Consider the following 26311-nt stretch of genomic DNA (forward strand, 5'->3'; position numbering starts at 1 on the left):
GTGAACGGGCCATCACCTGGCTGGGAGAACATCAGTGGTCAAACGGGCGTCGGCCTGGGTGGAGTCGCCGCTCCAGATGCTGTGCGCCGTCGAGGCCCACCATGCCGGGCTGCTGGGGCCGTCGGCCGAGGTCGTGCCGCGCGCGGGGCTGCGCGCGCTGCGGGTGACGCGGCGCGAGCTGCGCCGCCTGCCGCTGCCCGACGGCCTGGAGCTGGCCGAGCCGCGCGAGCGCATGCCGCGCCGGCCGTCGGCCGTCGGTGACGCGTTCTCGGGCAAGGTGCAGCTGCGCTGGCTGACGGCCCATCCGGGCCGCGTCGTCGTGGTCGACGACGGGCTGGCCACGATCCGGCTGCTGGAGCTGCTGGCGGCGGGCCCGTACCGGCCCCTGCTGCGGGCGCGCGCCCACCCCGGGCTGCTGCGCACGGCGCTCGGGCTGGCCGCGGCCCTCAGGCTGCGCGCCGGCCGGGTGACGGTGTTCACCGCGCTGCCGGTCTCCCGCGAGCTGGACAAGGCGGTCACCGAGGCGGGCGTCGACCTGGTGCGCCACGACTTCGCCTGGCTGCGCGGCCAGCCGCCGAGCGACCCCGGCCCGGCGGAGCGCACCGTGGTGCTCGGCACCTCGCTGGTGCGCAACGGGCTGGTGCACCGCGACCGCTACCTGACCTGGCTGACCGAGCTGGCCGCGCGCGAGCCGCTCGCCTACTACCCGCACCGCCGCGAGGACCCGGTGGACGTGGCGCTGATCCGGGAGCGTCCCGGCATCACCGTGCACGAGGCCGGGCTGCCCGCCGAGCTGCGGCTGCGCGGCCTCGACCCGGGGCAGCGGGTGCTCAGCCTGCCGTCCACCGCGATCTCCTCGCTGCGCGTGCTGCTGAGCCCGCGCGGGGTGGCGGTGGAGCCCGTCGAGGTGCCCGACGACTGGTGGACCAGCAGAGCGGCCCCCGCTCTGCGCTCGCATCTGACGGAAGTGACAGGAGTGACCGGGTGAGGGTGCTGGCGATAGCCGACTCCGACTCGTATCTGAAATGGGCGGCCTGCCTGCTCGGCGACCTGCCGGCGGGCTGCGCGAGCGAGCTCGTCGTGGTGCGCACGCCGATCGCGCCGTCCGCCGACCAGATCGCCGCGGCGGTGGGCGAGCTGCCCGCGCCGCCGGTGCTGACGGCCAGGGCGGTGCGCCGGCTGGCGGAACGGTCCAGGCCGGACGCGATCCTCGTGGCGTGCACCGGGCCGGTGGTGGACGTGCTCGTCTCGGGCGTGCTCGACGGGCTGCGGCCCCGGCCGGTGTTCGTCACCGGGCTGCCGGGCATCTCGGTGCCGGCCACGGACAAGGCGTGGATCTACCGCAGCGGCTGCGACCTGTTCGTGGTGCACAGCGAGCGGGAGGTGGCCGAGTTCGCCGCCGTGGCCGCCCGGCTGGGCGGGGGAGGGGCGGTCGGGCTGGCCAGGCTGCCGTTCCTGCGCCCGGCCCCCGGGCGCGGCGGCGGCGACCGGGTGGTGTTCGCCACCCAGGCCAAGGTGCCGCGCGCCCGCGAGGAGCGCGAGCGGGTGCTGCGCGGGCTGGCCGAGCTGGCCGCGGCGCGGCCCGACCTGGACGTGGTGGTGAAGCTGCGCGCCCTGGAGGACGAGCAGCAGACACACCGCGAGCGCCACCACTACCAGCGGCTCTGGCGGGAGCTCGGCGAGCCGGGCCGGCTGCGGTTCGAGGCGGGCTCGATGCGCGAGCACCTGGCGCACGCGGCCGGGTTCGTCACCGTCAGCTCGACGGCCGCGCTGGAGGCGATCGCGCAGGACGTGCCGCTCATCGTGCTCAGCGACTTCGGCGTGAACGCCGAGATGATCAACCTGGTGTTCGAGGGCAGCGGCCTGCTCGGCACCCTGGACGACCTGGCGCGCGGCGACTTCCGGCGGGCCGAGCCGCGCTGGACCGCCGCCAACTACTTCCACCCGGCCGGGCGCGACGACTGGACGGGCCTGCTGACCGGGCTGGTCGTCTCCCGGCCGAGGGTGCCGGCCAGGTCGCTGCTCGACGGGCCGGAGCACGCCGCGGCCCGCCGCCGCGCCCGGCTGCGGGTCGAGGTGCCGCCGAACATGCTGCGCGCGGGCCGGCGGGCCGAGCGGCGGGTGCGCCGCTACCTGAAGGCTCTCACCTGAGACAGCTTCCTGCGGAAGCGGCCCATCGCGCTGGGCCGTTCGGCCAGGCCGAGACTCTCCAGCCGCTTCCTCTTGAAGTAGCGCGGATCGAACTCCAGCGTCTCCGGCCGCAGCTCCGGGTAAGCGTCGGCCTGCATGCAGTAGCCCACCGCGCGCACCAGCGCGGTCACGTCCAGCCGGGGCGGCGCTTCCACGCTCCCGTCGGCCGACAGCCGGGGCAGCAGCGCGTCGGCGATCGTCGCCGGGACCCGGTTGCTGTTCTCGTACGGGGCCAGCCGCTCCAGCACCAGGCCGGTGCCGTACGTGGCCACCGGCAGGCTGAAGTAGCGCCGCGCGGTCATCAGCGCGGTCGAGAAGCAGCCGACGACCAGCTCCGGCCGCAGCGCGGCGAAGCACACCTCGGCCGGCACGCTCTCGCCGGCCACGATCAGCCGCACGCCGAGCGGCTCGGCCGCGGCCCGCAGGAGCTGGGCGTGCCGGCGGCCCGCCGCCGGGTGCGGCTTGAACGCGACCGTGGTGTGGCCACGCGCCACCAGGCCCCGCAGCATCGCCTCGTGCAGCTCCGCCTCCTCCTGCGGGGTGACGATGTCCAGCGCCGACAGGTACTGGCCGAGGATCAGCGCCCCGGCCGCCATCATGTCCGGCGCCGTCGCCGCCACCTCCCGCACCACGGCCAGGAACGCCTCCTGCGGCAGCGTCTCGGCGGGCACGCCGTACTCGCTGAGCAGCAGCGGCTCCAGGCCGGGCACCAGGTCCAGGTGGAGCAGCCGGGTGACGCGGCGGAAGATCTCGGCGGGCAGCGGGTCGCGGGTCGGGCCGTAGCTCATCAGCCCGTCGGAGTAGACGGTGATGGGGCAGTCGCGCACCAGCCCGGCGATCGTGCGGGCCGGCGGCACCGCGATCGACTCCAGCACCAGCTCGTCGACCCGCTCCAGCCCGAGCCGGGCGCCGATGAGCCGCTCCAGCATGGGCACCTCGATCACCCGGGCCCGCCAGTCCGACGGGTGCAGCGGCGCGATCAGCTCGTTCCACGAGTGCACCTCGTCGAAGCGGGTGCGCAGCGCGGCGAAGCCCGGCGTGGCGTCGAGCGGCGTGGCCGCCTCCGGCACGGCGCCGTTCGACGACACCAGCAGGACGGCGCGCCCGCCGCCGAACCGGCCGTCGTCGATCGCCGCCGCCAGCGACATCGCGCCGAACAGGGTCGAGGCGTAGAACACCGTGGTCATGGGTCCTCCCGATCGCGGCGATGGCGGGAACTGGCGGGCAGGCCGGGCAGCAGGGTCCGCAGCGTGGCCTCGCGCGAGGCGGACATGCCGGAGGCGGCCTCGGCCACCAGCTCGACCGGCAGCGAGCCGGCGAGCTGCGCGCCGCGCTCCTCGAAGCGGGCCCGCAGCGCGGGGGTGAACCGGTCGGCGATCTCCAGATGGTGGGCGAGCAGGGCGCAGAAGTTCCGCACCGCCTTGGGCAGGAACTCCTCCTCCAGGTCCTTGAACACCAGCTCGAAGGCGTCGAAGAAGTGCAGTTGCCGCTCGTCGCCGACCTGGGTGAGCGATCCGGCCACCTGCCGCCGGTAGAACACCCCGGCCAGCGACACCACGGCGAACGTCGCCGCCTCCCGGTGCAGCCGCCAGATCCACGGCCGGTCCTCGGCCGTGTGCAGCGATCCGGGGAAGTGCAGCAGGTCGCGCAGTGAGCGGCGGTAGACGCCCGCCCACGCGTACGGGTAGTCCACCATGGTGCGCACCCCGGCGGGCAGGATCGCGTCGCGAGGGTCGAGCACCGCGCCGCGCCGCGCCAGCGGGGCGCGGTGCACGACCCGCTTGCGGCCCTCCACCTGGACGTGGTCGGCGCGGACGAAGTCGCAGCCGAGCCCCTCGATGGCCTCGACGAGCCGTGCCAGGTAGCCGGGGGCCAGCCAGTCGTCGCCGTCCATGAACGTGACGTACCGGCCGGACGCGGCCGACAGCCCGGCGTTGCGCGCGTCCGCGAGCCCGAGCGGAGCCGGGTTGCGGATCACGGACAGGCCGGGCAGGTCGGCGCTGAAGTCGTCGACGATCGCGCCGGTGGCGTCCACCGACCCGTCGTCGACCACGATGAACTCGAAGTCGCGCCGGGCGTTGCGGCACAGCGAGGCGAGCGCGTCGGCGATGAAGCGCTCGCCGTCGCGGATCGGCACGACGACCGAGAGTGTGATCAATGCGGTCTCCAGGTACGGCCGCGCGGCCGTACGGGCCAGAAGGGTCAGACGGTGACGCGGCGCAGCCGGGCCTTGGGGGCCTCCTCGCCGGGGAAGACGCGCTTGACGCCGTCGCCCAGGGCCTGCTCGATGACGCGGATGTCGCGCACCAGGTGCTCCAGCCCGGCCGGCTCCAGGGAGGCGGCGTGGTCGGAGCCCCACATGGTCCGGTCGAGCGTGATGTGGCGCTCGACGCAGACCGCGCCGAGCGTGACCGCGGCCAGCGAGATCTGCAGGCCGCGCTCGTGCCCCGAGTAGCCGACCGGCACGCCGTAGCGCTCCTTGAGCGTGGTGATCGTGCGCAGGTTGGCCTCCTCCGGCGGCAGCGGGTACGTGGAGGTGGCGTGCATCATGATCAGCCGGTCGGTGCCGAGGATCTCCACGGCCCGGTCGATCTCCTGGAGGGTGGACATGCCGGTCGACAGGATGACGGGCTTGCCGGTGGCGGCCAGGGCGCGCAGCAGCTCGTGGTCGGCGACGCCGGCCGAGGCCACCTTGTGCACCAGGACGTCCATCTCCTCCAGGAACTCCACCGACGGCACGTCCCACGGAGAGGCGAACCAGTGCAGGCCCCGCTCGTCGCAGTACTTGGCGATCTGCCGGTACTCGTCGCGGCCGAACTCGGTGCGCTCCTTGTACTCCAGGTACGTCATCTCGCCCCACGGCGTCTGCCTGATCTGCCCCTTCTGCTCCTCGGGCACGCAGATCGCCGGGGTGCGCTTCTGGAACTTGACCGCCTGGCAGCCGGCGTCGGCGGCCACGTCGATGAGGCGGCGGGCCACGTCCAGGTCGCCGTTGTGGTTGATGCCGATCTCGCCGATCACGTACACCGGCTCGCCGTCGCCGACCAGCACGTCGCCGATCGCGACCGGGCCGAACGTGCGGCGGGGCGCGGGGGAGGGGGCGGGCTCGGGCTCCGGCCGGGCGGCCACCACCCGGTCGCACAGCTCGCGCACCGCGCCGTCGCCGCCGACCTTGGTGAGGACGACGCGGGCGGCGGCGCGCACGCGCGGGTGCGCGTCCGGCACCGCGACCGGCCAGCCCACCTCGGCCATCGGGCCCAGGTCGTTGACGTCGTTGCCGACGTAGGCGACGCGGGCCGGGTCGAGCCCCTCGATGGCCAGCCAGTCGCGCAGCACCGTGCGCTTGTCGGCCAGGCCCTGCAGCACCGGCACGCCGAGCTTGCGCGCCCGCGCGGCCACCACCGGGTTGTGCTCGGTCGACATGACGAGCACCTTGACCCCGGCGCGGCGCAGCAGCGACACGCCCATCCCGTCGGAGCGGCTGACCAGCACCATCTCGCGCCCGTCGGAGTCGACGTAGGCGCGGTCGTCGGTGTGCACGCCGTCGAAGTCGGTGATGACGGCGTCGACGTCGATCGGCTCGGGCGCGTCGACGAACGGCGCGAGCGCCCGGACGAGCTCCAGGTCCTCGGGGTTGTCGACCTCGATCGCGTGCTGCGGCGGCACCGGCTGGACGGCGATGGCGCCGAAGAAGCGGTGCCCGTGCTCGCGCAGCCCCTCGGTGCGCATCGCGTAGAAGGCGCCGTTCTCGCGGTACTGCGGCTCCAGGTCCTGGCGGCGGCGGCGCACGGCCGGGTCGTGGTTGATGCCGGAACCGTTGCCGGTCCACAGGAACTCGTGCGTCGGCAGCCCCGACACGACGGAGTCGGCCTCGCCGTCGAGGACCCGCCGCACCGCGGCCGACAGGTCCTCGGGGTCGATGAACGCGCTGGTGCACTGCACGAGCACGACCACCTCGGGGTCCTCGCCGAGCGTGTCGAGCGCGTGCAGCACCGCCGACTCGCTGGAGGCGGTCGCGCCGCTCAGCTCCTCGGGCCGGTCGACGACGCGCGCGCCGGCCCGGCGGGCGGCCTCCGCGATCCCGGCATGGTCGGTGGACACCACGACCTCGTCCACGAGCTCGGCCCGCAGGCAGGCGCGCACCGCGCGGGCCACCAGCGGGACCCCGCCGACCGGCGCGAGGTTCTTCAGGGGTACGCCCGCCGAACCTCCGCGGGCGGGAACTACGGCCAGGACTCGCAACGTGACTCCTCCATGCTTACGGGTTGCACCCAGAAGCTAGAGGGACCGATTGAACTGGCAGCGTCCCCGTCCTGAACTTTCCGTGTGCCTCAGACGGCGGGCAGCCGGAGCACGAAACGGGCGCCGTCGGGGTGGTCCTCGACCCGGATCTCGCCGCCGTGCGCCATGGCCACGTCGCGGGCGATGGCCAGGCCGAGGCCGGTGCCGCCGGCGTCGCGGCTGCGGGCGGCGTCCAGGCGGGTGAAGCGCTCGAAGATGCGCTCGCGGTCCTCCTCGGCGATCTGCGCGCCGTCGTTCTCCACGGCCAGCACCGCCTGGCCGTTCTCCCGCGAGACCGTGACGCGCACCCGGCTCTCGGCGTGCCGCTGGGCGTTGTCCAGCAGGTTCGTCAGCACCCTGACGAGTTGCAGGCGCACGCCCTGCACGGCGACGCCCTCCTCCAGCTCGGCCCGTACCGGGATCTTGTCCTTGCGGGTGGCGAGCTCCTGCCGGACCAGTTCGGCCAGGTCGGTGCGCTCCTTGGCGACGTCGACGCGGGAGCCGATCCTGGCCAGCAGGAGCAGGTCGGTGATGATGGCCTCCAGCCGGTCGGTGTCGCGCAGGCAGCTCTTGACCAGCGCCTGCACGTCGGTCTCCTCCGGGTAGAGCTCGGCGCTCTCGAGCTGGGCGCGCAGCCCGGCGATGGGGGTGCGCAGCTCGTGGGAGGCGTCGGAGGCGAACTGCCGCTGCTGCAGCGCCGAGCGCTCCAGCCGGGCCAGGGTGCCGTTGACGGCCCGGGCGAGCTGCGCCACCTCGTCCTCGCCGCGCGGCTGCGTCACCCGGCTGCTCAGGTCGCCGACGTTGACCTCGTCCAGCTCGGCCCGCATCGCCGCCACCGGGCGCAGCGCCCAGCCGGTGACGGCCCAGGTGGCCCAGGAGGCGAGCGCGACCAGGGCGCCGAGCTGGGCGGCCACGGTGACCTCCAGCGTCCGGGTGGCCAGCACCGACGGGGTGCGGCGGCCGGCGTAGACGACGGCCGCGCCGGGGTCGTGGGAGACCCGCATGGCCGTCAGGTGCAGGCACTCGCCGGAGCGGCAGCTCGTCGTGTCGATGGCGCCCGCGTCGGGCGGCGGGCGCACGCCGCTGATCGGCGGCCGGTTGCGGGCGGCGTCGCTGGCCGCCACGACGGTCCCGTCGGGGGCGACGACCTGGATGAGGTCGATGGACGGGTCCGGCACCGGCACCGTCGCCCCGGGCCTGAGCGCGCCGGTGCGGACCTCGGTGACGGTGCGGCCCGCGCTGTCGCGGGTGTCGGACCACACGGCGTCGGCCACCAGCGACCTGGCGATGATCACGCTGCCGACGGCCACGGGCGTGAGCACCAGGGCGGCGACCGCCGTGGCGACGAGGGTGACGCGTCCGCGCAGAGAGCGGGCCCACAGGCGTGACACCCACCGAGGCTACAAACCGCAGTCACTCGCGCATGCCGCCTGCGGGCAAAGTATGGTCAATGCTGCAGCCAAACGGCGGTGTCCGGCGGGATCGCGCCGCCGGCGGGCAGCGGGCCGCTCGCCAGCAGCACCCGCCCGCCCAGGCCCGGGTCGACCGGCTCCTCGCCGGTGTTGAGCACCACGGTCAGGCCGGGCTCGCGCCTGATCGCCAGCACGTCCCTGGGGGAGTCGAGCCAGGTCAGCGTGCCGCCGCCGAGCGCCGGGTGCTCCCTGCGCAGCCGCAGGGCCGCCCTGTAGAGGTTGAGCGTGGAGGCGGGGTCGTCCTCCTGCGCCTCGGCCGACAGCGCCGTCCACTCCGCCGGGATCGGCAGCCACGGGTCGCGCCAGCCGCAGCCGGGCCCGGCCGTCCACGGCAGCGGCACCCGGCAGCCGTCGCGGCTCTCGCCGGTGCGCCGGAAGGCCGGGTCCTGCCGCAGCTCGTCGGGCAGGTCCAGCACCTCGGGCAGGCCCAGCTCCTCGCCGTTGTAGAGGTAGGCCGAGCCGGGCAGCGCCAGCATGAGCAGGGTGGCCGCGCGGGCGCGGGCCAGGCCGCCGTGCCGGGTGACGTGCCGGGGCTTGTCGTGGTTCGACAGCACCCAGGTGGTCGGCGCGCCCACCAGCTCCGCCTCCGCCAGCGACTTCTCGATCACCGTACGGAACGACTTGGCGTGGAAGTCGGCCATCATGAACTCGAAGTTGAACGCCTGGTGCAGCTCGTCCGGCCCGATGTAGCGGGCCAGCCGCTCCGGCGACGACACCCACGCCTCGGCCACCGCCATCCGGCCGCCGGGGTAGGAGTCGAGGATCGGCCGCCACTCGCGGTAGATGTCGTGCACCCCGTCCTGGTCGAAGTACGGCACCCGCTCGTCGCCCAGCATCTCGGCCTGGCGGCCCTCCTTGGGGCCGACGTCGGGCAGCCCCTCGGCCTTGATCATGCCGTGCGCCACGTCGACCCGGAAGCCGTCGACGCCCCGGTCCAGCCAGAACCGCAGGATGTCGCGGAACTCGGCGCGCACCTCCGGGTTCTCCCAGTTGAGGTCCGGCTGCTCGGGGGCGAACAGGTGCAGGTACCACTGCCCGTCGTCCACCTGGGTCCAGGCGGGGCCGCCGAAGATCGACTCCCAGTCGTTGGGCGCGTCGCGGAAGATGTAGCGGTCGCGCAGCCCCGCCCGGAACCACGGGTGGCGGTCGGAGGAGTGGTTGGGCACCAGGTCCACGACGACCCGCAGGCCCAGTTCGTGCGCGTCGCCGATCAGCGCGTCGAAGTCGGCCAGCGTGCCGAACATCGGGTCGACGTCGCGGTAGTCGGCCACGTCGTAGCCGCCGTCGGCCATCGGGGAGGTGTAGAACGGGCTCAGCCAGATCGCGTCCACGCCGAGCCTCTTGAGGTAGCCCAGCCGCAGGCGCACCCCTTCCAGGTCGCCGACGCCGTCCCCGTTCGCGTCGGCGAAGCTGCGGGGGTAGACCTGGTACACGACGGCGTCGCGCCACCAGTCGTCGTTGTCGGGCATGGCTGTCCTCCCCGGGGGGTGTCCGTGATGTCTGGTGCAGGATGGCGTGCGGGATCGGCTGAGCGCAAGTTGCCGAAAGTTGCAGATCGCCTCTGCGCTGGGCCGGGCGCGTTTCTCTCGGCCCGTACGGTGTGGATCGGGTAACGCTCGATTGCAAGTTCTTCCAATTCTTGCAAAGAGCCGCTAACGTCCCGGTCACATAAGCCGCGAAAGCGGTCCTGTTAACGATCTTTGGTGGCGGCGCACGCTCAGGTGTCGCCCATCCTCCGTGACCTCAGGAGGTCTCATGAGCAAGCGAGCTCTGGGTGTGGCCGCTTTCGCGTCCCTGGCCTTCGCCACCGCGGCGTGCGGCGGCTCCGACCCGGCCGCGCCGTCGGCCGCGCCCACGGCCGGGGCGAGCGGATCGGCGTCGGCCCCCGCCGCGGCGGGGGGCACGCTCGTCATCTGGCCCGACCCCAACCGGGTCAAGGCGCTCAAGCCGTTCGCCGACCAGTTCGGCACCGAGAACGGCGTGACCGTCGAGGTCAAGGAGATCAGCAAGGACAACCAGACCGTCTTCCTGACCGCCTCCCAGCAGGGCAGTGGCCCCGACGTGATGGTCGGCGCGCACGACTGGATCGGCAACCTGGTGCAGAACGGCGCCATCGACCCGGTCAACCTGACCGAGGAGCAGAAGAGCGCGTTCTCCCCGATCGCGATGAAGGCCGTCACCTTCGACGGCCAGGTGTACGGCGCCCCGTACGCCGTCGAGAACATCGCGCTGATCCGCAACACCGACCTGGCCCCCGACGCGCCCGCCAGCATCGAGGAGATGGTGAAGACGGGCAAGAAGCTGAAGGACGACGGCAAGGTCGAGGAGATCCTCTGCCTGCCGGTCGCGCAGAAGGGCGACGCCTTCCACGCCTACCCGATCTTCGCCTCCGGCGGCGGCGCGCTGTTCGGCACCACCGCCTCCGGCGACCCCGACCCCAAGAAGGTGCTGCTCGGCTCCGAGGGCTCGGTCAAGGCGTTCGGCAGGTTCAAGGAGCTCGGCGAGAAGGGCGACGGCGCGCTCAAGACGTCGATCACCAACGAGAACTACATCACCAGCTTCGCCGGCAAGAAGTGCGCCTACCTCATCTCCGGCCCGTGGGCGATGACCGACGTGAAGAAGGGCGGCTTCGGCTACGACATCACGCCCGTCCCGTCGTTCGAGGACGGCGAGCCGGCCACCCCGTTCGTCGGCGTGCAGAGCTTCTTCGTCGCCTCCAAGGGCAAGAGCAAGACCCTCGCCCAGGAGTTCGTCACCAACTACGTCACCAACAAGGACGTGGCCAAGGCGCTGTACGAGGCCGACCCGCGGCCCCCGGCGCTGGCCGAGACCCTCGAAGAGGTCAAGGCCGCCGACCCCGACGCCGGCAAGTTCATGGACGCCGGCAAGGACGGCATGCCGATGCCCGCCATCCCCGAGATGGCCGCGATCTGGGAGCCGTTCGGCATCGCCGAGGCGGCGGTCGTCAAGGGCGGCGACCCGGCCAAGGCGGCCGCGGCCGCGCAGAAGGCCATCGACGGCGCGCTCAAGAACTGACGTCATGGCTCCGGACGTGCCCGGGGCCGCGGAGCGCGCTCCGCGGCCCCGCCGCAACATCACCACCGCCTTCGTGGTGAGCCGGATCGCGGTGCTCGCCGTGGCGGCCGCGATCCTGCTCTACGCCGTGCCGCCGCTCGTCGCCGCCGAGTCCTGGCTCGGGCTCGGCGTGCTCGGCGCGGCCACGGCGCTGATCGGCTACCTCTACCTGACGCCCCGCCTCGTCCCGGCCAAGTACCTGGTCCCGGGCACCGTCTTCCTCATCGCGTTCCAGGTCGTGCCCGTCGTCTACACGGTGACGACCGCGTTCACGAACTTCGGCGACGGCCACCGGGGCAGCAAGCAGGACGCGGTCGTGGCCATCGAGACCGGCTCGGTCCGCCAGGCGCCCGGCTCGCCGGAGTACGCGCTGACCGCCGCGCTGCGCGACGGCGAGCTGGTGTTCCTGCTCGTCGACCCCGACACCAAGCAGGCCGGGCTGGGCACCGCCGAAGGGCTGGAGCCGCTGGCCGGAGCCCGGGTGGGCGTCACCGGCAAGGTGCTGAGCGCACCCGGGCTCACCGTGCTGAAGGCGCCCGAGGCCGCCGCCCGCGCCAAGGAGATCTCCGCGCTGTCCGTGCCCACCCCCGGCGGGGCGATCAAGGCCAACGGGCTCAGCCGCGCCGTCGAGGGCAGGGCCGCGCTCGTGTACGACGCCGCCTGCGACTGCGTGCGCGGCGAGGGCGGGCCGTGGACCGCCGACGAGAGCCAGGGCTACTTCGTCAACGCCGCCGGCGACCACCTGGCGCAGGGCTGGCAGGTCGGCGTCGGCCTCGACAACTTCGCCCGGGTGCTGACCAACCCCACCATCTCCGGCTACTTCGCCGGGGTGTTCGGCTGGAACGTGGTGTTCGCGCTGGCCTCCGTCGCCGGCACGTTCGCCCTCGGCATGTCGGTCGCGCTGGCGCTGCACCATCCCCGGATGCGCGGCACCAAAATCTACCGGATCGCGATCGTCCTGCCGTACGCCATGCCCGCCTTCGCCATGCTGATGGTCTGGCGCGACATGTTCAACCGCGACTTCGGCCTGATCAACCAGCTGTTCGGGCTGGACGTCGACTGGCTGGGCGAACCGCTCACCGCCAGGCTCGCGGTGATCCTGGTCAATCTGTGGCTCGGCTTCCCGTACATGTTCCTGGTCACCACCGGCGCGCTCCAGGCGATCCCGCGCGAGCTGACCGAGGCCGCCTCCATCGACGGCGCGACGCCGTGGAAGGGCTTCCGCAAGGTCACGCTGCCGCTGCTGCTGGTGGCGCTGACGCCGCTGCTCATCTCGTCGTTCGCGTTCAACTTCAACAACTTCAACGCCATCGCGCTCACCACCGACGGCGGGCCGTTCCCGGCGGAGAACCCGCAGGTGGGAGCCACCGACCTGCTCATCACCTACACCTTCCGGCTGGCGTTCGGCGCGGGCGGGGCGCAGTTCGGCTTCGCCGCCGCGGTGTCGGTGTTCATCTTCGCCATCGTGGCGATCATCTCGGCGACGGCGTTCCGGCGCACCCGCAAGCAGGAGGAGGTGTACGCGTGAAGATGGCGCTCAGGCACGCGTTCGCGCTGGCGGTGTGCGCGTTCGCGCTGTTCCCGATCGTGTTCGTGCTCTCGGCCGCGATCAACCCGCTGGGCACGCTGGCCTCCACCGACCTGCTGCCGACCGGGTTCGGGCTCGGCAACTTCGCCGACCTGTTCGGCTCGGACGTCTACCCGTTCGGCCGGTGGTTCTTCAACTCGGTGTTCATCGCGCTGACCGCCTCGTTCGCCAGCCTGCTGCTGTCGATGTTCGCCGCCTACGCCTTCAGCCGGATGCGCTTCGCCGGCCGCCGGGCCGGGCTGCTGGCGTTGCTGCTCATCCAGATGTTCCCGCAGTTCCTGGCCATCGTGACGATCTTCATGATCTTCACCAGGGTGACCGAGCTCTACCCGGCGTTCGGCTTCGACACCGTGTGGGGGCTGCTGCTGCTCTACCTCGGCGGCGCGCTCGGCGTGAACACCTGGCTGATGAAGGGCTTCCTCGACACCATCCCCAAGGAGCTCGACGAGGCCGCCACGGTCGACGGCGCCACGCACGCGCAGATCTTCTGGCGGGTCATCATGCCGCTGGTCACGCCGATCCTCGCGGTCACCGCGCTGCTGGCGTTCATCGGCACGATGAGCGAGTTCCTCATGGCCAGCGTCTTCCTGCGCGACCCGGAGAGCAAGACGCTCGCCGTGGGCATGTTCGGGATGATCGCGGGCGACAACCGCAACGCCAACTTCGGCATGTTCGCCGCCGGCACGCTGCTCACCGCGATCCCCACCGTGGGGGTGTTCCTCTGGCTGCAGAAGTACATCGTCTCCGGCCTGACCGCCGGAGCCGTCAAGGGATAGGAATCACGTGCGCCTGATCGACGAGCCGCATCACGACGGCTCCGCACTCTACGTCTCCGCCCAGGCGCCCGAGCTCGGCTCCACGGTGACCCTGTGGCTGCGCGCCCCGCGCGCCGCGGGCGTCACCGGCGTCCACGTACGCGCCGTGCACGACGGCGAGCCCCGCTACGCGCCCGCGTCCGTCGACGCCGCCAGGACCGCCCGCGCGGTCGGCGGCTACGGCGCGGGCGACGTGTGGTGGCGGGCCGAGGTCACCGCGGTCAACCCGGTGACCCGCTACCGCTTCCTGCTGGAGACCGCGCGCGGGCAGCGCTGGCTGACCGCCGCCGGGCTCGTCCGGCACGACCTGCCCGACTCGGGCGACTTCCGGCTGGTCTGCCACGCGCCGCCGCCCGCCTGGATGGCCGGCTCGATCGTCTACCAGATCTTCCCCGACCGCTTCGCCGCCTCCCGGCCGATGCGCGAGCTGCCCGGCTGGGCGCTGCCGCGCGACTGGGACCGCGACCCCGTCATCCCGCACGGCCCCGGCACCGCCGAGCAGTTCTACGGCGGCGACCTCGACGGCATCACCGAGCGCCTGGACCACATCGAGGCGCTGGGCGCCGACACCGTCTACCTGACGCCGATCTTCCCGGCCCGCTCCAACCACCGCTACGACGCGGCCACGTTCGACCGGGTCGACCCGCTGCTCGGCGGCGACGAGGCGCTGCACCGGCTGTCGGACGCCCTGCACGCGCGCGGCATGCGGCTGCTCGGCGACATCACCACCAACCACACCGGAGACTCCCACGAGTGGTTCACCGCCGCCGTGTCCGACGTGCGCGCGCCCGAGCGCGAGATGTACTTCTTCGACCCGGACACCGGCGACTACGCGTCGTGGTGGGGCTTCAAGTCGCTGCCCAAGCTCGACTGGAGCAGCGAGCTGGTCCGCGCCCGCATGCGCGAGGTGCTCACCCGCTGGATCGGGCCGTTCGACGGCTGGCGCGTCGACGTGGCCAACATGACCGGCCGGCTCGGCGCCGCCGACCACGCCCACGAGGTGGCCGCGATGCTGCGCCGCGCCCTGCCGCCGCAGGCCGCGTTCATCGCCGAGCACAACCACGACGCCTCCGCCGACCTGGACCGCGACGGCTGGCACGGCACCATGAACTACGGCGGCTTCACCCGGCCCGTGTGGGCCTGGCTGCGCGGCGACGACCCCGGCCTGGAGCACTTCCTCGGCGTGCCCGGCGGCGTGCCCCGCCGCGACGGGACCGACGCGCTCGCCACGTTCCGCGCGTTCGCCTCGCACCTGTCGTGGCGCTCGCTCGTGCACTCCTGGCAGCTCCTCGACTCCCACGACTCGCCGCGCATCCGCACCGTGACCGGCTCGCGCGAGCGCCACCTGGTGGCGCTCGGCCTGCAGGCCACGCTGCCGGGCACGCCCATGGTCTTCGCCGGCAGCGAGTACGGGCTCACCGGCGTCAACGGAGAGCACGCGCGCACCCCCATGCCCTGGAACCGCCCGGCCGACCAGGATCTCGTCACCCTGGCCGGCTACCGCACCCTGCTGGGCCTGCGCCGCGCCGAGCCCGCCCTGCGCCACGGCGGCCTGCGCTGGCTGCACGCCGACGCCGACTGCCTGGTGTTCGCGCGGGAGACGTACGAGGAGACACTGGTGGTGTGTGCGCGCCGCGCGCCCGGCCCGGAGCTGCGGCTGGGCACGCACGCCGAGGGGGTGCACGACGCGCCCGACGGCGACGTGCTGCCCGGGGACGGGCCGTCGTTCCGCGTCTGGCGCCTCGCCCCGCGATCACGCTAAGTTGGCACATCTCCGTGCAACGTTCAATTAGATAGTGGTGTCACGTATGAGGTTACTGTCCGTGGCGGTCCTGGCCACGCTCCTGCCCGCCGTCCCCTTGCAGGCCGCGGCCCAGGCCGGCACGACCTACTACGTCGACTCCAAGGCGGGCGACGACTCGGCCGCGGGCACGTCCGAGTCGGCCGCCTGGAAGTCGCTGGACGCGGTCAACGCCACCTCGCTCCAGCCGGGCGACACCGTCGCGATCAGGCGCGGCAGCACGTTCAGCGGCTCGCTCACCCTCACCGCCAGCGGCACCGCGGCCGGCCCCATCACCGTCAAGGCGTACGGCAAGGGGCCGCTGGCCAGGATCAGCGGCCGCGAGGCCGACTGCGTCGTCATCTCCGGCAACCACTGGAAGGTCAGCGGCCTGCGCGCCTCCGGCTGCCGCTGGGCCGGCTTCCGCGTCGAGGGCGACCACAACACGTTGTCCGGCGTCGAGGCCGACCGCAACATCGCCGGCGCCGTCATCGCGCCCACCGGCGCCCGCAACACCGTCCGCGACAGCACCTTCACCGCCAACAACCGGATGAGCATCGCCGACAAGGGCGGCGACAACGACTCCGGCGCGTTCGGCATCCTGCTCAACGGCGACGACAACCTCGTCACCGGCAACACCATCACCGGCAGCTACGCCAAGAGCCCCGACTACGGCTACGACGGCGCCGCCATCGAGGTGTTCGGCGGCAACCGCAACCGCGTCACCCACAACCGGGCGCACGACAACAACACCTTCAGCGAGCTCGGCGCCAAGAAGGGCGACACCGCCACCGGCAACGTGATCGCCTTCAACGTCGTCACCTCCACGCTCAGGAGCGGCTCGTTCCTGGTCACGCGCGGCCCCCGGCACATCGTCGGCCCGGTCAAGGGCACGATCGCGGTGCACAACTCGGTCTACATGCCGGCCAGGAAGACCATCGGCTGGTCCTGCCACGACGGCTGCTCCCCGTCGATCCTCAAGCTCCGCAACAACGTCGTCGTCGTCGGCGGCCAGGCGGGCTTCGAGGACGGCTCCGGCGCCGACGAGGCGGGCAGCGTCTACCGGGCGCGCAGCGCCCGCTTCAAGCTCGGCGCCGGCTCGGTCATGGCCGACCCGAGATTCGTCTCCGCGACGAACCTGCGGCTGCGGCCCGGCTCCCCGGCACGCGGCCGGGCCGTCCGGCTGCCTGCCGCCTGGTACGGGGGCGCCGAGCTGGCCAGGGACTTCACCGGCAGGCCCATCCCGGCCGACCCGCACGCCGGCGCCTACCAGCGCTGACCCCGCCCCGGGCGGCTCAGCCGATCCCGTAGCGATCGGCCATCCACGCGTAGACCTGCCGGGCGGCCCGCTCGTCGCCCAGCAGGTGGATCAGCCGCGACGTGCGGCGGGTCAGCACGCAGGCGAAGCTCTCGGCGAACAGCTCCGAGACGTCCTCCCGGTACGGCGGGGCCAGGTGGGCGCGGCGCAGCGCGTGCAGCACCACCCACCACGGCTCCGCCGACGGGCGCCCGTCGGAGTCGTCCAGCGCGTGACCGAGCTCGTGGCCGCACACGTTCACCGAGGGCGAGGGGACGCTGCCGACCGCGATGCGGCGCAGCGCCGGGTCGTAGACTCCGGCGCTGCGCTCCCACGTGCCCTCCTGCTGGGGGAGCGGCAGCGCGCGCAGCTTCTCGAAGGCCGGCAGGTCGGGAACGGCTCCAGGGCCGACGACCAGGCCGCCGCTCAGGTGCTCGGCCAGCCGCCCCGCCAGCCGCCGGGGGACCGCCGCCAGCGTCATGACGGCCAGCAGCGACTCGGCCGGCGGGAAGGCGCCGGGCACCCACATCCGGGTCAGGCGGTGTTCCAGGACACCGACATGGAGCCACCCGGGCCATGCTCTGCTGGGCCTCACCACACCGCGCTCTCTCCGCGCTCTCAGCACGTCTTTCCGGTGGCCGCCCTCCGCGGCCGGATTCCATGATTGCCTATTTACCGGTGAGGAGCGGCTGATCGCGCCAACGACATGCTTGGCCCGAAAAATGACCTCATCTTTCAGCGGCCCCGGGCCCTCCTGAGCGAGAGCGCCCAGGAGGTCAGGCCGGGGGTCAGGCCGGGCGGTGGGCCAGCCCGTGGACGATCAGGTCGAGGACGGTGTCGAACGCCGGGCCCGGCTCGGCGATCAGGCCCTTCGTCTCGGCCAGCACGAACCCCGACATGAAGGCGTGCAGCACGTCGCCGGTGCGCTCGACGTCGGGCCCGGGCACGCCGGCCGCGCGCAGGATGCGGTGCAGCACGCCCCAGATGCCGCCCTCGTGGGCGATGCCCGGCTGCTGGTGGGCGTAGGCGTAGGCGAACAGGGCCGGGTAGGCGCGGGCGAGCGCGTGGTAGGCCAGCGCCAGCGCGCGCAGCTGCTCCTGCCACGGGGTGCCGTCGTCGGGCGGCAGCTCCAGCCGGTTGGCCATGCCGACGCAGATCTGCTGGATGAGCGCTTCCTTGCTCGGCACGTGGTGGTAGAGCGACATCGGGTTCACGTCGAGCTCGGCGGCCAGCTTGCGCATCGACAGGGCGTCGACGCCGCCCTCGTCCACCATGCGCAGGGCGGCGGCGTGGATCTCGCCGAGGGTCAGAGGAGCGCCCCTTCGCGCACTGGTAGCCATACGGTGTATGGTAGCAGCCATACGGTGTATGGCAACAAGCATTGGGAGTGCTCATGACGGAGATCCCGGCCCCCAAGGGCCTGCCGATCCTCGGCAACGCGCTGCAGATCCCCTCACACTCGCCGTCGGCCTACTTCGAGGAGCTGGCCGGCCGCTACGACCAGGGGCTCTACCAGGTGGACCTGGCCGGCCGGAAGGTCCTGTTCGTCTACGACCCCGACCTGGTGGCCGAGGCGTGCGACGAGAGCAGGTTCGTCAAGCGGATCGACCCGCCGCTGTCGATCGTGCGCGACTTCGGCGGCGACGGCCTGTTCACCGCCGAGCAGGACGAGCCCCTGTGGGGCCAGGCGCACCGCATCCTCATGCCGGCCTTCAGCCAGCGCTCGATGAAGGCGTACTTCCCGCAGATGCTGGAGGTCGCCGAGCAGCTCGTCGCCTCGTGGGCCCGCCGCCAGGGCGAGGACCTGCCCGTCGCCGACGACATGACCCGGCTCACGCTCGACACGATCTCGCTGACCGGCTTCGGCTACCGGTTCGGCTCCTTCGACACCCCGGAGCTGCATCCCTTCCTGCGGGCGATGGGCGGCGCGCTGACCGAGGCCATGCACCGCAACCAGCAGCTCCCGCTCCTGACGCGGCTCAAGTGGCGCGAGGAGGAGGCATACCGGCGCGACATCGCCGTCATGCGCGAGCTCGTCGACGAGGTGATCAAGCAGCGCCGGGGCGGCACGGAGAAGTCGCAGGACCTGCTCGGCCTCATGCTGGAGGCCGCCGACCCGCGCACCGGCGAGCGCCTGCCCGACGACAACATCCGCGACCAGGTGCTCACCTTCCTCATCGCCGGCCACGAGACCACCAGCGGGCTGCTCTCCTTCGCGCTGTACAACCTGCTGCGCGAGCCGCACGTGCTCGCCCGCGCCTACGACGAGGTCGACAGGCTGCTGCCGGGCGACGAGCCGCCCACGTACGAGACGATCATGAAGCTGGACGTGATCCCGCGCATCCTCGACGAGACGCTGCGGCTGTGGTCGCCCATCCCGGCCTTCGGCGTCAACGCCGTCGCCGACACCACGATCGGCGGCCACCCCATCCCGGCGGGCACCCGGATCGGCGTCCTGCTGGGCCCGCTGCACCGCAGCCCCAAGGCGTGGGAGCGGCCCGAGGAGTTCGACATCGACCGCTGGCTGCCCGAGGGCAGGAAGAGCCACCACCCGGCCGCCTACAAGCCGTTCGGCAACGGCGAGCGGGCCTGCATCGGCCGCCAGTTCGCGCTCACCGAGGCCCGGCTCGCGCTGGCCATGATCCTGCGCCGCTTCGCCGTGTCCGACCCGGCCGTCTACCGGATGCGGATCAAGCAGACGCTCACCGTCAAGCCCGACGGCTTCACCGTGCGGGTGCGCGAGCGCCGGCCGCACGAGCGCAGCGTCGCCGTGCCCGAGCGGCCGGCCGAGCACGGAGACGGGCACGGCGACGAGCGGCAGGACGTCACCGTGAGCGGCGTCCCCCTCACCGTCGCCTACGGCTCCAACCTCGGCACCTGCGCCGACATCGCCGAGCGGCTGGCCGAGCGGGCCGGCCGGGCCGGCTTCGCCACCACGCTCGTCACGCTCGACGAGCTGGAGCCGCCCGAGGGCGGGCTGCTCGTCGTGGCCGCCTCCTCCTACAACGGCAAGGCGCCCGACAACGCCCAGCGCTTCGACGCGCTGGAGAGCCTGCCGCCGCTGACCGGCGTGCGGCTCGCGGTGCTCGGCGTCGGCAACACCCAGTGGCCCACCTACCAGGACTTCCCGCGCCGCGCGTACGCCAAGCTCACGGCGGCGGGCGCGGAGCCGCTGGTCGAGCGGGGCGAGGCGGACGCCGACGGCGACCTCGACGGCGACGTCACCGCCTGGACCGGCAAGCTGTGGGCGGCCGTCGCCGACGTCTACAGCGCCTCGGCCGCCGACGCCGGCCCCCGCTACGAGCTGGAGGTGCTGAGCGAGGCCGAGGTCAGGCCCGCCGTTGTCTCCGCCCGCGCCGTCCCGCTGACCGTCGTGTCCAACGAGGAGCTGACGGGCGACCCGGCCGGGCTGTGGGACTTCTCCCGGGAGGCGCCGCGCCCCGGCGTCCGCTCGATCGTCGCCCGGCTGCCCGAGGGCGTCACCTACACCGCGGGCGACCACCTGGCCGTCTTCGCCAAGAACGACCCCGAGCTGGTGGAGTGGGCGCTGCGGCTGCTGCGCGTGCCCCGCGAGCAGGTCGTCCGGCTGCGCGCCCGCACCTCCAGCCACCTGCCGCTGGACACGCCGGTGACCGCCGGGCTGCTGCTCACCGAGTTCGCCGAGCTGCAGGAGGTCGCCACCCGCGCCGACCTGGAGGCGCTGGCCGCCCACACCGGCTGCCCGTGGACCAAGGGCCAGCTTGCCGCCCTGACCGACGCGTACGCCGACGAGATCCTGGCCAAGCGGGTCTCGCCGCTGGCGCTGCTGGAGCGGTTCCCGGCGATCGAGCTGCCGCTGCCCGCCTTCCTGGAGATGGCCGGGCCGATCAAGCCGCGCTACTACTCGATCTCCTCCTCGCCGCTGGCCGCCCCCGGCCTGGTCCGGATCACCGTCGGCCTGGTGGAGGGCCCGGCCTGGTCCGGCAGCGGCGAGTACCGGGGCATGTGCTCGGCCTACCTGGCCGGCCTCGGCGAGGGCGAGGTCTTCTACGGCTACGTGCGCGAGCCCGCGCCGCCGTTCCGGCTGCCGGAGGACCCCGCGACCCCGGTGATCATGGTGGGCCCCGGCACCGGGTTCGCCCCGCTGCGCGGCTTCCTGGAGCACCGGGCGCTGACCGGCGCCACCGGCCCCGCCGAGGTGTTCACCGGCTGCCGCCACCCCGAGCACGACTGGCTCTACCGCGACGAGGTGGAGGCGTGGGCCCGGCAGGGCGGCGTGCGCGTGCACACCGCGTTCTCGGCCGTGCCCGGCCACCCGCACCGCTACGTCCAGGACGCGCTCGCCGCCGCGGGCGACGCCGTGTGGGACCTGCTCGAACGGGGCGCGTACGTGTACGTGTGCGGCGACGGCCTGCGGATGGCGCCCGCCGTCCGGGCCGCCCTGTCCGCCCTGTACCGCGAGCGCACCGGCGGCGGCGCGGGCGAGGCGGAGACCTGGCTGGCCGGGCTGGAGGAATCCGGCCGCTACCAGCAGGACGTCTTCGCCTGACGCCGGTATGAGGTGCCTCCCTCGCGGGAAGAGGGCAGGGGGGCGATTCGCGCATCATGTGCGACATATCCGTGGAACCTTCCGGAAACCTGTCCACGGCACTGTGAGAAGCCTCGGGAAGGGAGGGCGGCAATGCTGCTGAGACTGAGGGTGTCGCTGCCGGACCGGCCCGGTGGCCTCGGGCAGGTCGCCAAGGTGCTCGGGACGCTCGGCGCCGACATCCTGCAGGTCACCGTGCTGGAACGGGAGAAGGGCCGGGCCGTGGACGACTTCACCGTCTCCTGGCCCGGCGCGGCGAGCCCGCAGGAGGTGCGCCAGCGGTTCACCGACGTGCCGGGCGTGCGGGTCGAGGGCGTGTGGCCGACGCGCGAGGCGCCCGGCTCCGCGCCCGACTACGACCTGCTCATGCACGTCGCCGCCGAGCCGGGGCGCGGGCTGGCGACGCTCGTCGACGCGCTGCCGGGGCTGTGCGGCGCCGAGTGGTCGGTCGCCTACGCCGACGGCGCGGTGCGGCACGCCTCGCTGGCCGCGCCCGACTACGTCGACCTGCCGGAACCGCCGCCGCGGGCCGCCTGCCTCGACACCGAGAAGCTGCGGCTGATGCTGCTGCCGGTGACCACGCAGAACCTGCACCTGCTGGTGGCGCGCGCCGACGGGCCGGTGTTCCACCGCGCCGAGCTGGAGCGGGCCGTGCGGATCGTGGACGTGGTGTCTGCGCTGGCCGCGCGTAAGTGATCGTTGACCGGCGAAACGGACGATGACTAACGTGGCCGGATGACCGTCCACGAAGCGCGCATCGGCCGTCACTACGAGGACTTCGTGATCGGCGACGTCTACCAGCACCCGCTGGGCCGCACCATCAGCGAGGCCGACAACACCTGGTTCACGCTGCTCACGATGAACACCAACCAGAACCACTTCAACGCGCACTTCGCCGCGAAGGCCCCGGCCGGGAAGATCATCGTGAACTCGGGGCTGACCGTCGCCATCGTGCTCGGCCTGTCGGTCATGGACGTCAGCCAGACCGCGCTGATGAACCTCGGCTGGGAGGAGATCCGCCTCACCCACCCGGTGTTCATCGGCGACACCCTCTACGCCGAGTCCCTGGTCACGGCCAAGCGCGAGTCGAAGTCGCGGCCGTACGCCGGGATCGTCACCTGCCGCACCCGCGGCCTCAACCAGGACGGCGACGAGATCATGTCGTGGACCCGCACGGTCATGGTCTACAAACGTGACGCCCCGCACGACAAGGGCTATTTCCCCCAGGCCAAGACGGGCCCTCTGGAAGGCTGAGCGATGGACTTCGAGCTGACCGACGAACAGCGGGCCTTCCGCGAGACGCTGCGCGCCTTCGTCGACAAGGAGATCGTGCCGGTCGCCACCGAATGGGAGCGCTCCGGCCGCTACCCCACCGAGATCGTCGAGAAGATGAAGACGATGGGCCTGTTCGGCCTGTCGGTGCCCGAGGAGCACGGCGGGCTCGGCGCCGACATGGTCACCTTCGCGCTCGTCTTCGAGGAGATCGCGCGCGGCTGGATGGGCGTGGCCGGCACCATCGGCTCCCACTCCATGGCCTGCTCGATGATCGCCCGCCACGGCACCGGCGAGCAGAAGCGCCTGCTGCCCGAGCTGGCCACCGGCGCCCGCCGCACCGGCATCGCGCTCACCGAGCCCGGCGCCGGCACCGACCTGCAGGGCATCCGCACCCGCGCGGTCCGCGACGGCGACCACTACGTCGTCACCGGCACCAAGACGTGGATCACCAACGCCCGTCACGCCGACCCGCTGCCCGTGCTCGTCAAGACCTCGATCACCGAGCCCGCCCACAAGGGCATGTCCGTGCTGCTCGTCGACCCGTCGGCCGAGGGCTTCGCCGTCAGCCGCGACCTGCCCAAGCTCGGCTACAAGGGCACCGAGACGTGCGAGGTGGCGCTCGACGGCGTCCGCGTCCCCGTGGGCGCGCTGCTCGGCGGCGTCGAAGGGCGCGGCATGCAGCAGGTCCTCGGCGCGCTGGAGATCGGCCGCGTCAACATCGCCGCCCGCGCCGTCGGCGTCGCCCAGGCCGCCTACGACGCCGCCCTCGGCTACGCCCGCGAGCGCACCGCGTTCGGGCAGCCGATCGCCGACTTCCAGGCCATCCAGCTCAAGCTCGCCGACCTGGCCACCGAGATCCAGGCCGCCCGGCTGCTCACCTACTGGGCCGCCTCCCGCGCCGACAGCGGGCAGCGGATCGACATGGAGGCGGGCATGGCCAAGTACTTCGCCTCCGAGGTCGCGCTCAAGGCGTCGCTGGAGTCGATGCGCATCCACGGCGGCTACGGCTACTCCCAGGAGTACGTGGTCGAGCGGCTCTACCGGGACGCGCCGCTGATGGCGATCGGCGAGGGCACCAACGACGTGCAGCGGCTGGTCATCGCCCGGGCGCTCGTCTCCGGGAAGGGCCGCATCGGCTGGTAGCCGGAGCTCAGATCGGGCGCACGACTACCATTACCGTCCTTTGTCCGCACATAGGGAACAAGCGGCATCGACCGGGCAAGTCAGGGTAGGTTTGGCCGGGTGTCGATCGCCCCAGCCGCATCCAGCGGCACCGCGTCCGATTCCGCCGGCTCCCACTCCAGGCTCGCCTGGCTCGACGCGCTCCGCGGAATCGGCGCCCTGGCCGTCGTGGCCGAGCACATGCTGCCGTGGTACCTGCCGTCGGCACGGCCCTACTGGTTCAGCTTCGGGGTCTTCGGCATCTTCGTGTTCTTCCTGGTCAGCGGCTACATCATCCCGGCCTCCCTGGAGCGGCACGGCGACGTGCGGGCCTTCTGGCTGAGCCGCGTCTTCCGCCTCTACCCGCTCTACCTGGCCGTCTCCGTCCTGGTGCTCGCCCTGGCCTGGTGGGTGCCGGTCCGCGAGGCCGTGCCGCGCGACGGCGGGTCCGTCGCCGGGCACGCCACCATGCTGCTCGACGTCGTGGGCGTGGGCGGGCTCGCCGACACCATGTGGACGCTCTCGTACGAGATGGTCTTCTACCTGCTCGTCACCGCGCTGTTCCTGCTGAGGCTGCACGAGCGCAGCGCGCTGCTGTCGGTCCTGTTCGCCGCCACCGGCGTGGTGACCGGGCTGGTGATGAGCCGCGCCCTGTTCGGCGGCGCCTGGGTGGCGTACGCGTCCTGCGCGGTGTTCGTCGCCGGGCTCGCCTGCGTGATCGGCGGCCGGTTCCGCAGGGCGGCGGCGCTGAGCATGGGCGTGATGGCGCTCGTCCTGCTGGTCCTCAACAGCCGGGTGCCGTGGCTCGGCGCGGCCATCGTGGCGCTCATGTTCGCCGGCACCGCCGTCCACCGGTGGGAACGCGGCCGGGGCAGCCTCTGGCCCGTCGCCCTCACCACCGCGCTCGTCGCCGTCTCGCCCTTCTGGGCCGTCCAGAACGGCTGGTGGTGGGTCCAGCCCGACGTGTGGGTGACCACGATCGCGCTGTCGGCCGCGGTGTTCGGCGGCGCCATGGCGCTGCGCGGCAGGCGGCTGCCGAAGGCGCTCACCTGGCTCGGCCTGATCAGCTACTCGCTCTACCTCGTGCACCACCCGGTGCTCAAGTACGTCAGCGCGGTCGCCGGTGACCTGCGCGCCGCCTCGCTGCCGGTCCAGCTCACCGCGACCGTGCTGGTCACGGCGCTGATCGTGGCCGTCAGCGCGCTGACGTACCGCTGGGTGGAACGGCCCATGCAGGAGCTCGGCCGCCGCCTGTCCCGGCGCTGGGCGACAGCGCGATAGCGACCTCCGGGTGGCGGGACAGCGCCTCGCGCACCACCGGGTCCTCCACCATGAGGAACGCCAGGTGCCGGATCGCGTGCGCCGCCACCTGCGCCACCTCCACCCGCTCCGGCGACGGCGTCGCGGGCGCCGCGCCCCGGGCCGGCTCCGCCGCCGGCCGCCCGTCGGCGGGCAGCCACGGCTCCGGATCGGGACACACCGCGTAGGTCAGCACGATCTCGCCCGGCCGGTGGCGCCAGCTCGTCGAGTGCACCACCACCTCGTCCGTGCCCGGCTCCACCCCGGCCGCCCGGCGCGCCGCCTCGTCGGGGCTCTCACCAGCGGCGGGGGAGACCACCACGCGCCGATAGGACCAGCCGTCGCCCGTCCGCAGCAGGAGCGTCTCGACCGAGACCACGTGTCTTGCCGTCACCGCCAGCAGCCTACTGCCACCCCTGTGCAGGAACGCCCATCTCGCATGTGTGTCCCGCTCTTGCGCGAGCGGCCCGCCCGTGGCAGTAGTCGAGGACGGGACAGAGAGAGGCGGGGGCCATGCCGGGGACGCTGGTGCTGATGGGATCGGGCGAGACGAGCCCGACCATGGTGGAGGTCCACCGGGCCGCCGCCCGCGCGCTGCCGCCCGGCGCGCGGGCCGTGCTGCTCGACACCCCGTACGCCTTCCAGGAGAACCGCGCCGACATCTCCGCCCGCGCGCGCGGCTACTTCGCCCGCAGCGTCGGCCTGGACGTCGAGGTGTCCGGCGACGTGACCGGCGCCGTCTGGGTCTTCTCCGGGCCCGGCAGCCCCACCTACGCGCTCGACCGGTGGACCGGCTCCGGCGTGGCCGCCGACCTGCGCGCCCGCGTCCGCGCCCGCACCGGCGTCACCGTGCTCGCCTCCGCCGCCGCCTGCACCGCCGGGCTCGCCACCGTGCCCGTGTACGAGATCTACAAGGCCGGCGCCGACCCGCACTGGCGCGACGGGCTCGACCTGCTGGCGGCGCTCGGGCTGCGGGCCGTGGTGATCCCGCACTTCGACAACGCCGAGGGCGGCACCCACGACACCCGCTACTGCTACCTGGGCGAGCGGCGGCTGTCGCGCATGGAACGCGAGCTGCCGCCGGGCTCCGCCGTGCTCGGCGTCGACGAGCACACCGCGCTCGTCATCGACCTGGAGAGCGAGTCGGCCGAGGTGGCGGGCCGGGGCGTCGTCACCGTCCGCCGCCCGGCGGGGGCCGGAGCGGCGGTGACCGAGCTGCCCGCGGGGACGCGTACCGATCTGGACGAGCTGCGGCGGCTCGCCGAGGGGCGGCGGGGCGCCGCCCCCCCCCCGCCCGCGGCCGAGGGGCTGAGCTGGTGGTTCGACCACCGGATGCGGCAGCGGGCCACCGTGCTGCGCCACCGCACCCGGGCCGTCGCCGAGCGCCCCTACCTGCTCAGCCACGACACCGCCCTGCTGGCCGACCTGCTCGCCGACGACGCCGACCTGCCGCTCGTGCTGCGCCCGTCGGGGAACGTGGCCAGCGCCACCCACCTGGTGCAGGAGCTGCT

The 26311-nt window shown here is 73.1% G+C and carries 20 protein-coding genes; 12 read left to right on the plus strand and 8 right to left on the minus strand.

Annotated features, from left to right (window positions below):
• The first annotated feature begins 34 nt into the window (after positions 1–34).
• Positions 35–988, plus strand: coding sequence for a hypothetical protein (locus ACBI99_RS23100; protein WP_375073434.1), 954 nt, complete (start codon positions 35–37; stop codon positions 986–988).
• Positions 985–2151: a DUF6716 putative glycosyltransferase gene (locus tag ACBI99_RS23105; RefSeq protein ID WP_219509416.1), complete on the plus strand. Its 1167-nt coding sequence runs from the start codon at positions 985–987 to the stop codon at positions 2149–2151. The genes ACBI99_RS23100 and ACBI99_RS23105 overlap by 4 nt, the downstream gene beginning before the upstream one ends.
• On the opposite strand, the gene ACBI99_RS23110 is transcribed toward ACBI99_RS23105, so the two are convergent.
• The 5 genes from ACBI99_RS23110 to ACBI99_RS23130 all read right to left on the minus strand — a co-directional run bounded on the left by ACBI99_RS23110 (position 2130) and on the right by ACBI99_RS23130 (position 9412).
• The gene (locus ACBI99_RS23110) at positions 2130–3377 is read right to left on the minus strand and encodes an alpha-2,8-polysialyltransferase family protein (protein WP_375073435.1); all 1248 of its coding nucleotides are present in this window, start codon (positions 3375–3377) and stop codon (positions 2130–2132) included. The genes ACBI99_RS23105 and ACBI99_RS23110 overlap by 22 nt on opposite strands.
• The gene (locus ACBI99_RS23115; RefSeq protein ID WP_375073436.1) at positions 3374–4348 is read right to left on the minus strand and encodes a glycosyltransferase family 2 protein; all 975 of its coding nucleotides are present in this window, start codon (positions 4346–4348) and stop codon (positions 3374–3376) included. The genes ACBI99_RS23110 and ACBI99_RS23115 overlap by 4 nt, the downstream gene beginning before the upstream one ends.
• Before the next feature lie 44 nt (positions 4349–4392).
• Entirely contained in the window at positions 4393–6432 is a 2040-nt protein-coding gene (locus ACBI99_RS23120) for an N-acetylneuraminate synthase family protein (protein WP_219509419.1), read from the minus strand.
• An 89-nt stretch (positions 6433–6521) separates the two neighbouring features.
• Positions 6522–7862 carry a HAMP domain-containing sensor histidine kinase gene (locus ACBI99_RS23125; protein WP_219509420.1) on the minus strand — a complete coding sequence of 447 codons (1341 nt, stop codon included), beginning with the start codon at positions 7860–7862 and terminating at the stop codon, positions 6522–6524.
• 56 nt (positions 7863–7918) lie between these two features.
• The gene (locus ACBI99_RS23130; protein ID WP_219509421.1) at positions 7919–9412 is read right to left on the minus strand and encodes a glycoside hydrolase family 13 protein; all 1494 of its coding nucleotides are present in this window, start codon (positions 9410–9412) and stop codon (positions 7919–7921) included.
• 286 nt (positions 9413–9698) lie between these two features.
• Here ACBI99_RS23130 and ACBI99_RS23135 point away from each other — a divergent pair, with 286 nt between their 5' ends.
• Genes ACBI99_RS23135 through ACBI99_RS23155 form a run of 5 tightly spaced genes read left to right on the plus strand, consistent with a single transcriptional unit; the run spans position 9699 to position 16480 of the window.
• The gene (locus ACBI99_RS23135) at positions 9699–10979 is read left to right on the plus strand and encodes an extracellular solute-binding protein (protein WP_375073437.1); all 1281 of its coding nucleotides are present in this window, start codon (positions 9699–9701) and stop codon (positions 10977–10979) included.
• A gap of 4 nt (positions 10980–10983) precedes the next feature.
• Complete coding sequence (locus tag ACBI99_RS23140) at positions 10984–12546, plus strand: ABC transporter permease subunit (protein WP_219509423.1); 1563 nt, start codon at positions 10984–10986, stop codon at positions 12544–12546.
• Positions 12547–12548: 2 nt separating this feature from the next.
• Positions 12549–13382, plus strand: a complete 834-nt coding sequence (locus tag ACBI99_RS23145; protein WP_219509438.1) for a sugar ABC transporter permease — start codon at positions 12549–12551, stop codon at positions 13380–13382.
• A 7-nt stretch (positions 13383–13389) separates the two neighbouring features.
• The gene (locus tag ACBI99_RS23150) at positions 13390–15183 is read left to right on the plus strand and encodes a glycoside hydrolase family 13 protein (RefSeq protein ID WP_308125956.1); all 1794 of its coding nucleotides are present in this window, start codon (positions 13390–13392) and stop codon (positions 15181–15183) included.
• 46 nt (positions 15184–15229) lie between these two features.
• Positions 15230–16480, plus strand: coding sequence for a right-handed parallel beta-helix repeat-containing protein (locus ACBI99_RS23155; protein WP_375073438.1), 1251 nt, complete (start codon positions 15230–15232; stop codon positions 16478–16480).
• 16 nt (positions 16481–16496) lie between these two features.
• Here ACBI99_RS23155 and ACBI99_RS23160 read toward each other — a convergent pair whose 3' ends face one another.
• Both ACBI99_RS23160 and ACBI99_RS23165 read right to left on the minus strand, forming a co-directional pair.
• The gene (locus tag ACBI99_RS23160) at positions 16497–17027 is read right to left on the minus strand and encodes a hypothetical protein (protein WP_219509425.1); all 531 of its coding nucleotides are present in this window, start codon (positions 17025–17027) and stop codon (positions 16497–16499) included.
• Between the two features lie 259 nt (positions 17028–17286).
• Complete coding sequence (locus tag ACBI99_RS23165; RefSeq protein WP_219509426.1) at positions 17287–17838, minus strand: TetR/AcrR family transcriptional regulator; 552 nt, start codon at positions 17836–17838, stop codon at positions 17287–17289.
• A 53-nt stretch (positions 17839–17891) separates the two neighbouring features.
• Here ACBI99_RS23165 and ACBI99_RS23170 point away from each other — a divergent pair, with 53 nt between their 5' ends.
• The 5 genes from ACBI99_RS23170 (at position 17892) to ACBI99_RS23190 (ending at position 24782) form a co-directional block, all read left to right on the plus strand.
• Positions 17892–21026 carry a bifunctional cytochrome P450/NADPH--P450 reductase gene (locus ACBI99_RS23170; protein WP_375073439.1) on the plus strand — a complete coding sequence of 1045 codons (3135 nt, stop codon included), beginning with the start codon at positions 17892–17894 and terminating at the stop codon, positions 21024–21026.
• 132 nt (positions 21027–21158) lie between these two features.
• Positions 21159–21761: an ACT domain-containing protein gene (locus ACBI99_RS23175; protein WP_375073440.1), complete on the plus strand. Its 603-nt coding sequence runs from the start codon at positions 21159–21161 to the stop codon at positions 21759–21761.
• A gap of 39 nt (positions 21762–21800) precedes the next feature.
• Entirely contained in the window at positions 21801–22319 is a 519-nt protein-coding gene (locus ACBI99_RS23180; RefSeq protein ID WP_219509429.1) for a MaoC family dehydratase, read from the plus strand.
• Positions 22320–22322: 3 nt separating this feature from the next.
• On the plus strand, positions 22323–23483 hold the full coding sequence (locus ACBI99_RS23185) for an acyl-CoA dehydrogenase family protein (protein ID WP_375073441.1): 1161 nt from the start codon (positions 22323–22325) through the stop codon (positions 23481–23483).
• 99 nt (positions 23484–23582) lie between these two features.
• A complete protein-coding gene (locus ACBI99_RS23190; protein ID WP_357590619.1) occupies positions 23583–24782 on the plus strand; it encodes an acyltransferase in 1200 nt (399 codons plus the stop codon).
• Here the strand turns inward: ACBI99_RS23190 and ACBI99_RS23195 are convergent.
• A complete protein-coding gene (locus ACBI99_RS23195; RefSeq protein WP_357590620.1) occupies positions 24697–25194 on the minus strand; it encodes a hypothetical protein in 498 nt (165 codons plus the stop codon). The genes ACBI99_RS23190 and ACBI99_RS23195 overlap by 86 nt on opposite strands.
• Between the last annotated feature and the right edge of the window lie 1117 nt (positions 25195–26311).

The organism is Nonomuraea sp. ATR24, assembly GCF_041950485.1.
Lineage (GTDB): Bacteria > Actinomycetota > Actinomycetes > Streptosporangiales > Streptosporangiaceae > Nonomuraea > Nonomuraea ceibae.

Excerpts from the sequence above, each read along its gene's own strand:
- ACBI99_RS23165 (WP_219509426.1), bottom strand. The coding sequence starts at position 17,838 with ATGGCTACCAGTGCGCGAAGGGGCGCTCCTCTGACCCTCGGCGAGATC.
- ACBI99_RS23170 (WP_375073439.1), top strand. The coding sequence starts at position 17,892 with ATGACGGAGATCCCGGCCCCCAAGGGCCTGCCGATCCTCGGCAACGCG.
- ACBI99_RS23175 (WP_375073440.1), top strand. The coding sequence starts at position 21,159 with ATGCTGCTGAGACTGAGGGTGTCGCTGCCGGACCGGCCCGGTGGCCTC.
- ACBI99_RS23185 (WP_375073441.1), top strand. The coding sequence starts at position 22,323 with ATGGACTTCGAGCTGACCGACGAACAGCGGGCCTTCCGCGAGACGCTG.
- ACBI99_RS23110 (WP_375073435.1), bottom strand. The coding sequence starts at position 3,377 with ATGACCACGGTGTTCTACGCCTCGACCCTGTTCGGCGCGATGTCGCTG.
- ACBI99_RS23180 (WP_219509429.1), top strand. The coding sequence starts at position 21,801 with ATGACCGTCCACGAAGCGCGCATCGGCCGTCACTACGAGGACTTCGTG.
- ACBI99_RS23135 (WP_375073437.1), top strand. The coding sequence starts at position 9,699 with ATGAGCAAGCGAGCTCTGGGTGTGGCCGCTTTCGCGTCCCTGGCCTTC.
- ACBI99_RS23145 (WP_219509438.1), top strand. The coding sequence starts at position 12,549 with ATGGCGCTCAGGCACGCGTTCGCGCTGGCGGTGTGCGCGTTCGCGCTG.
- ACBI99_RS23155 (WP_375073438.1), top strand. The coding sequence starts at position 15,230 with ATGAGGTTACTGTCCGTGGCGGTCCTGGCCACGCTCCTGCCCGCCGTC.
- ACBI99_RS23130 (WP_219509421.1), bottom strand. The coding sequence starts at position 9,412 with ATGCCCGACAACGACGACTGGTGGCGCGACGCCGTCGTGTACCAGGTC.
- ACBI99_RS23140 (WP_219509423.1), top strand. The coding sequence starts at position 10,984 with ATGGCTCCGGACGTGCCCGGGGCCGCGGAGCGCGCTCCGCGGCCCCGC.
- ACBI99_RS23160 (WP_219509425.1), bottom strand. The coding sequence starts at position 17,027 with ATGTGGGTGCCCGGCGCCTTCCCGCCGGCCGAGTCGCTGCTGGCCGTC.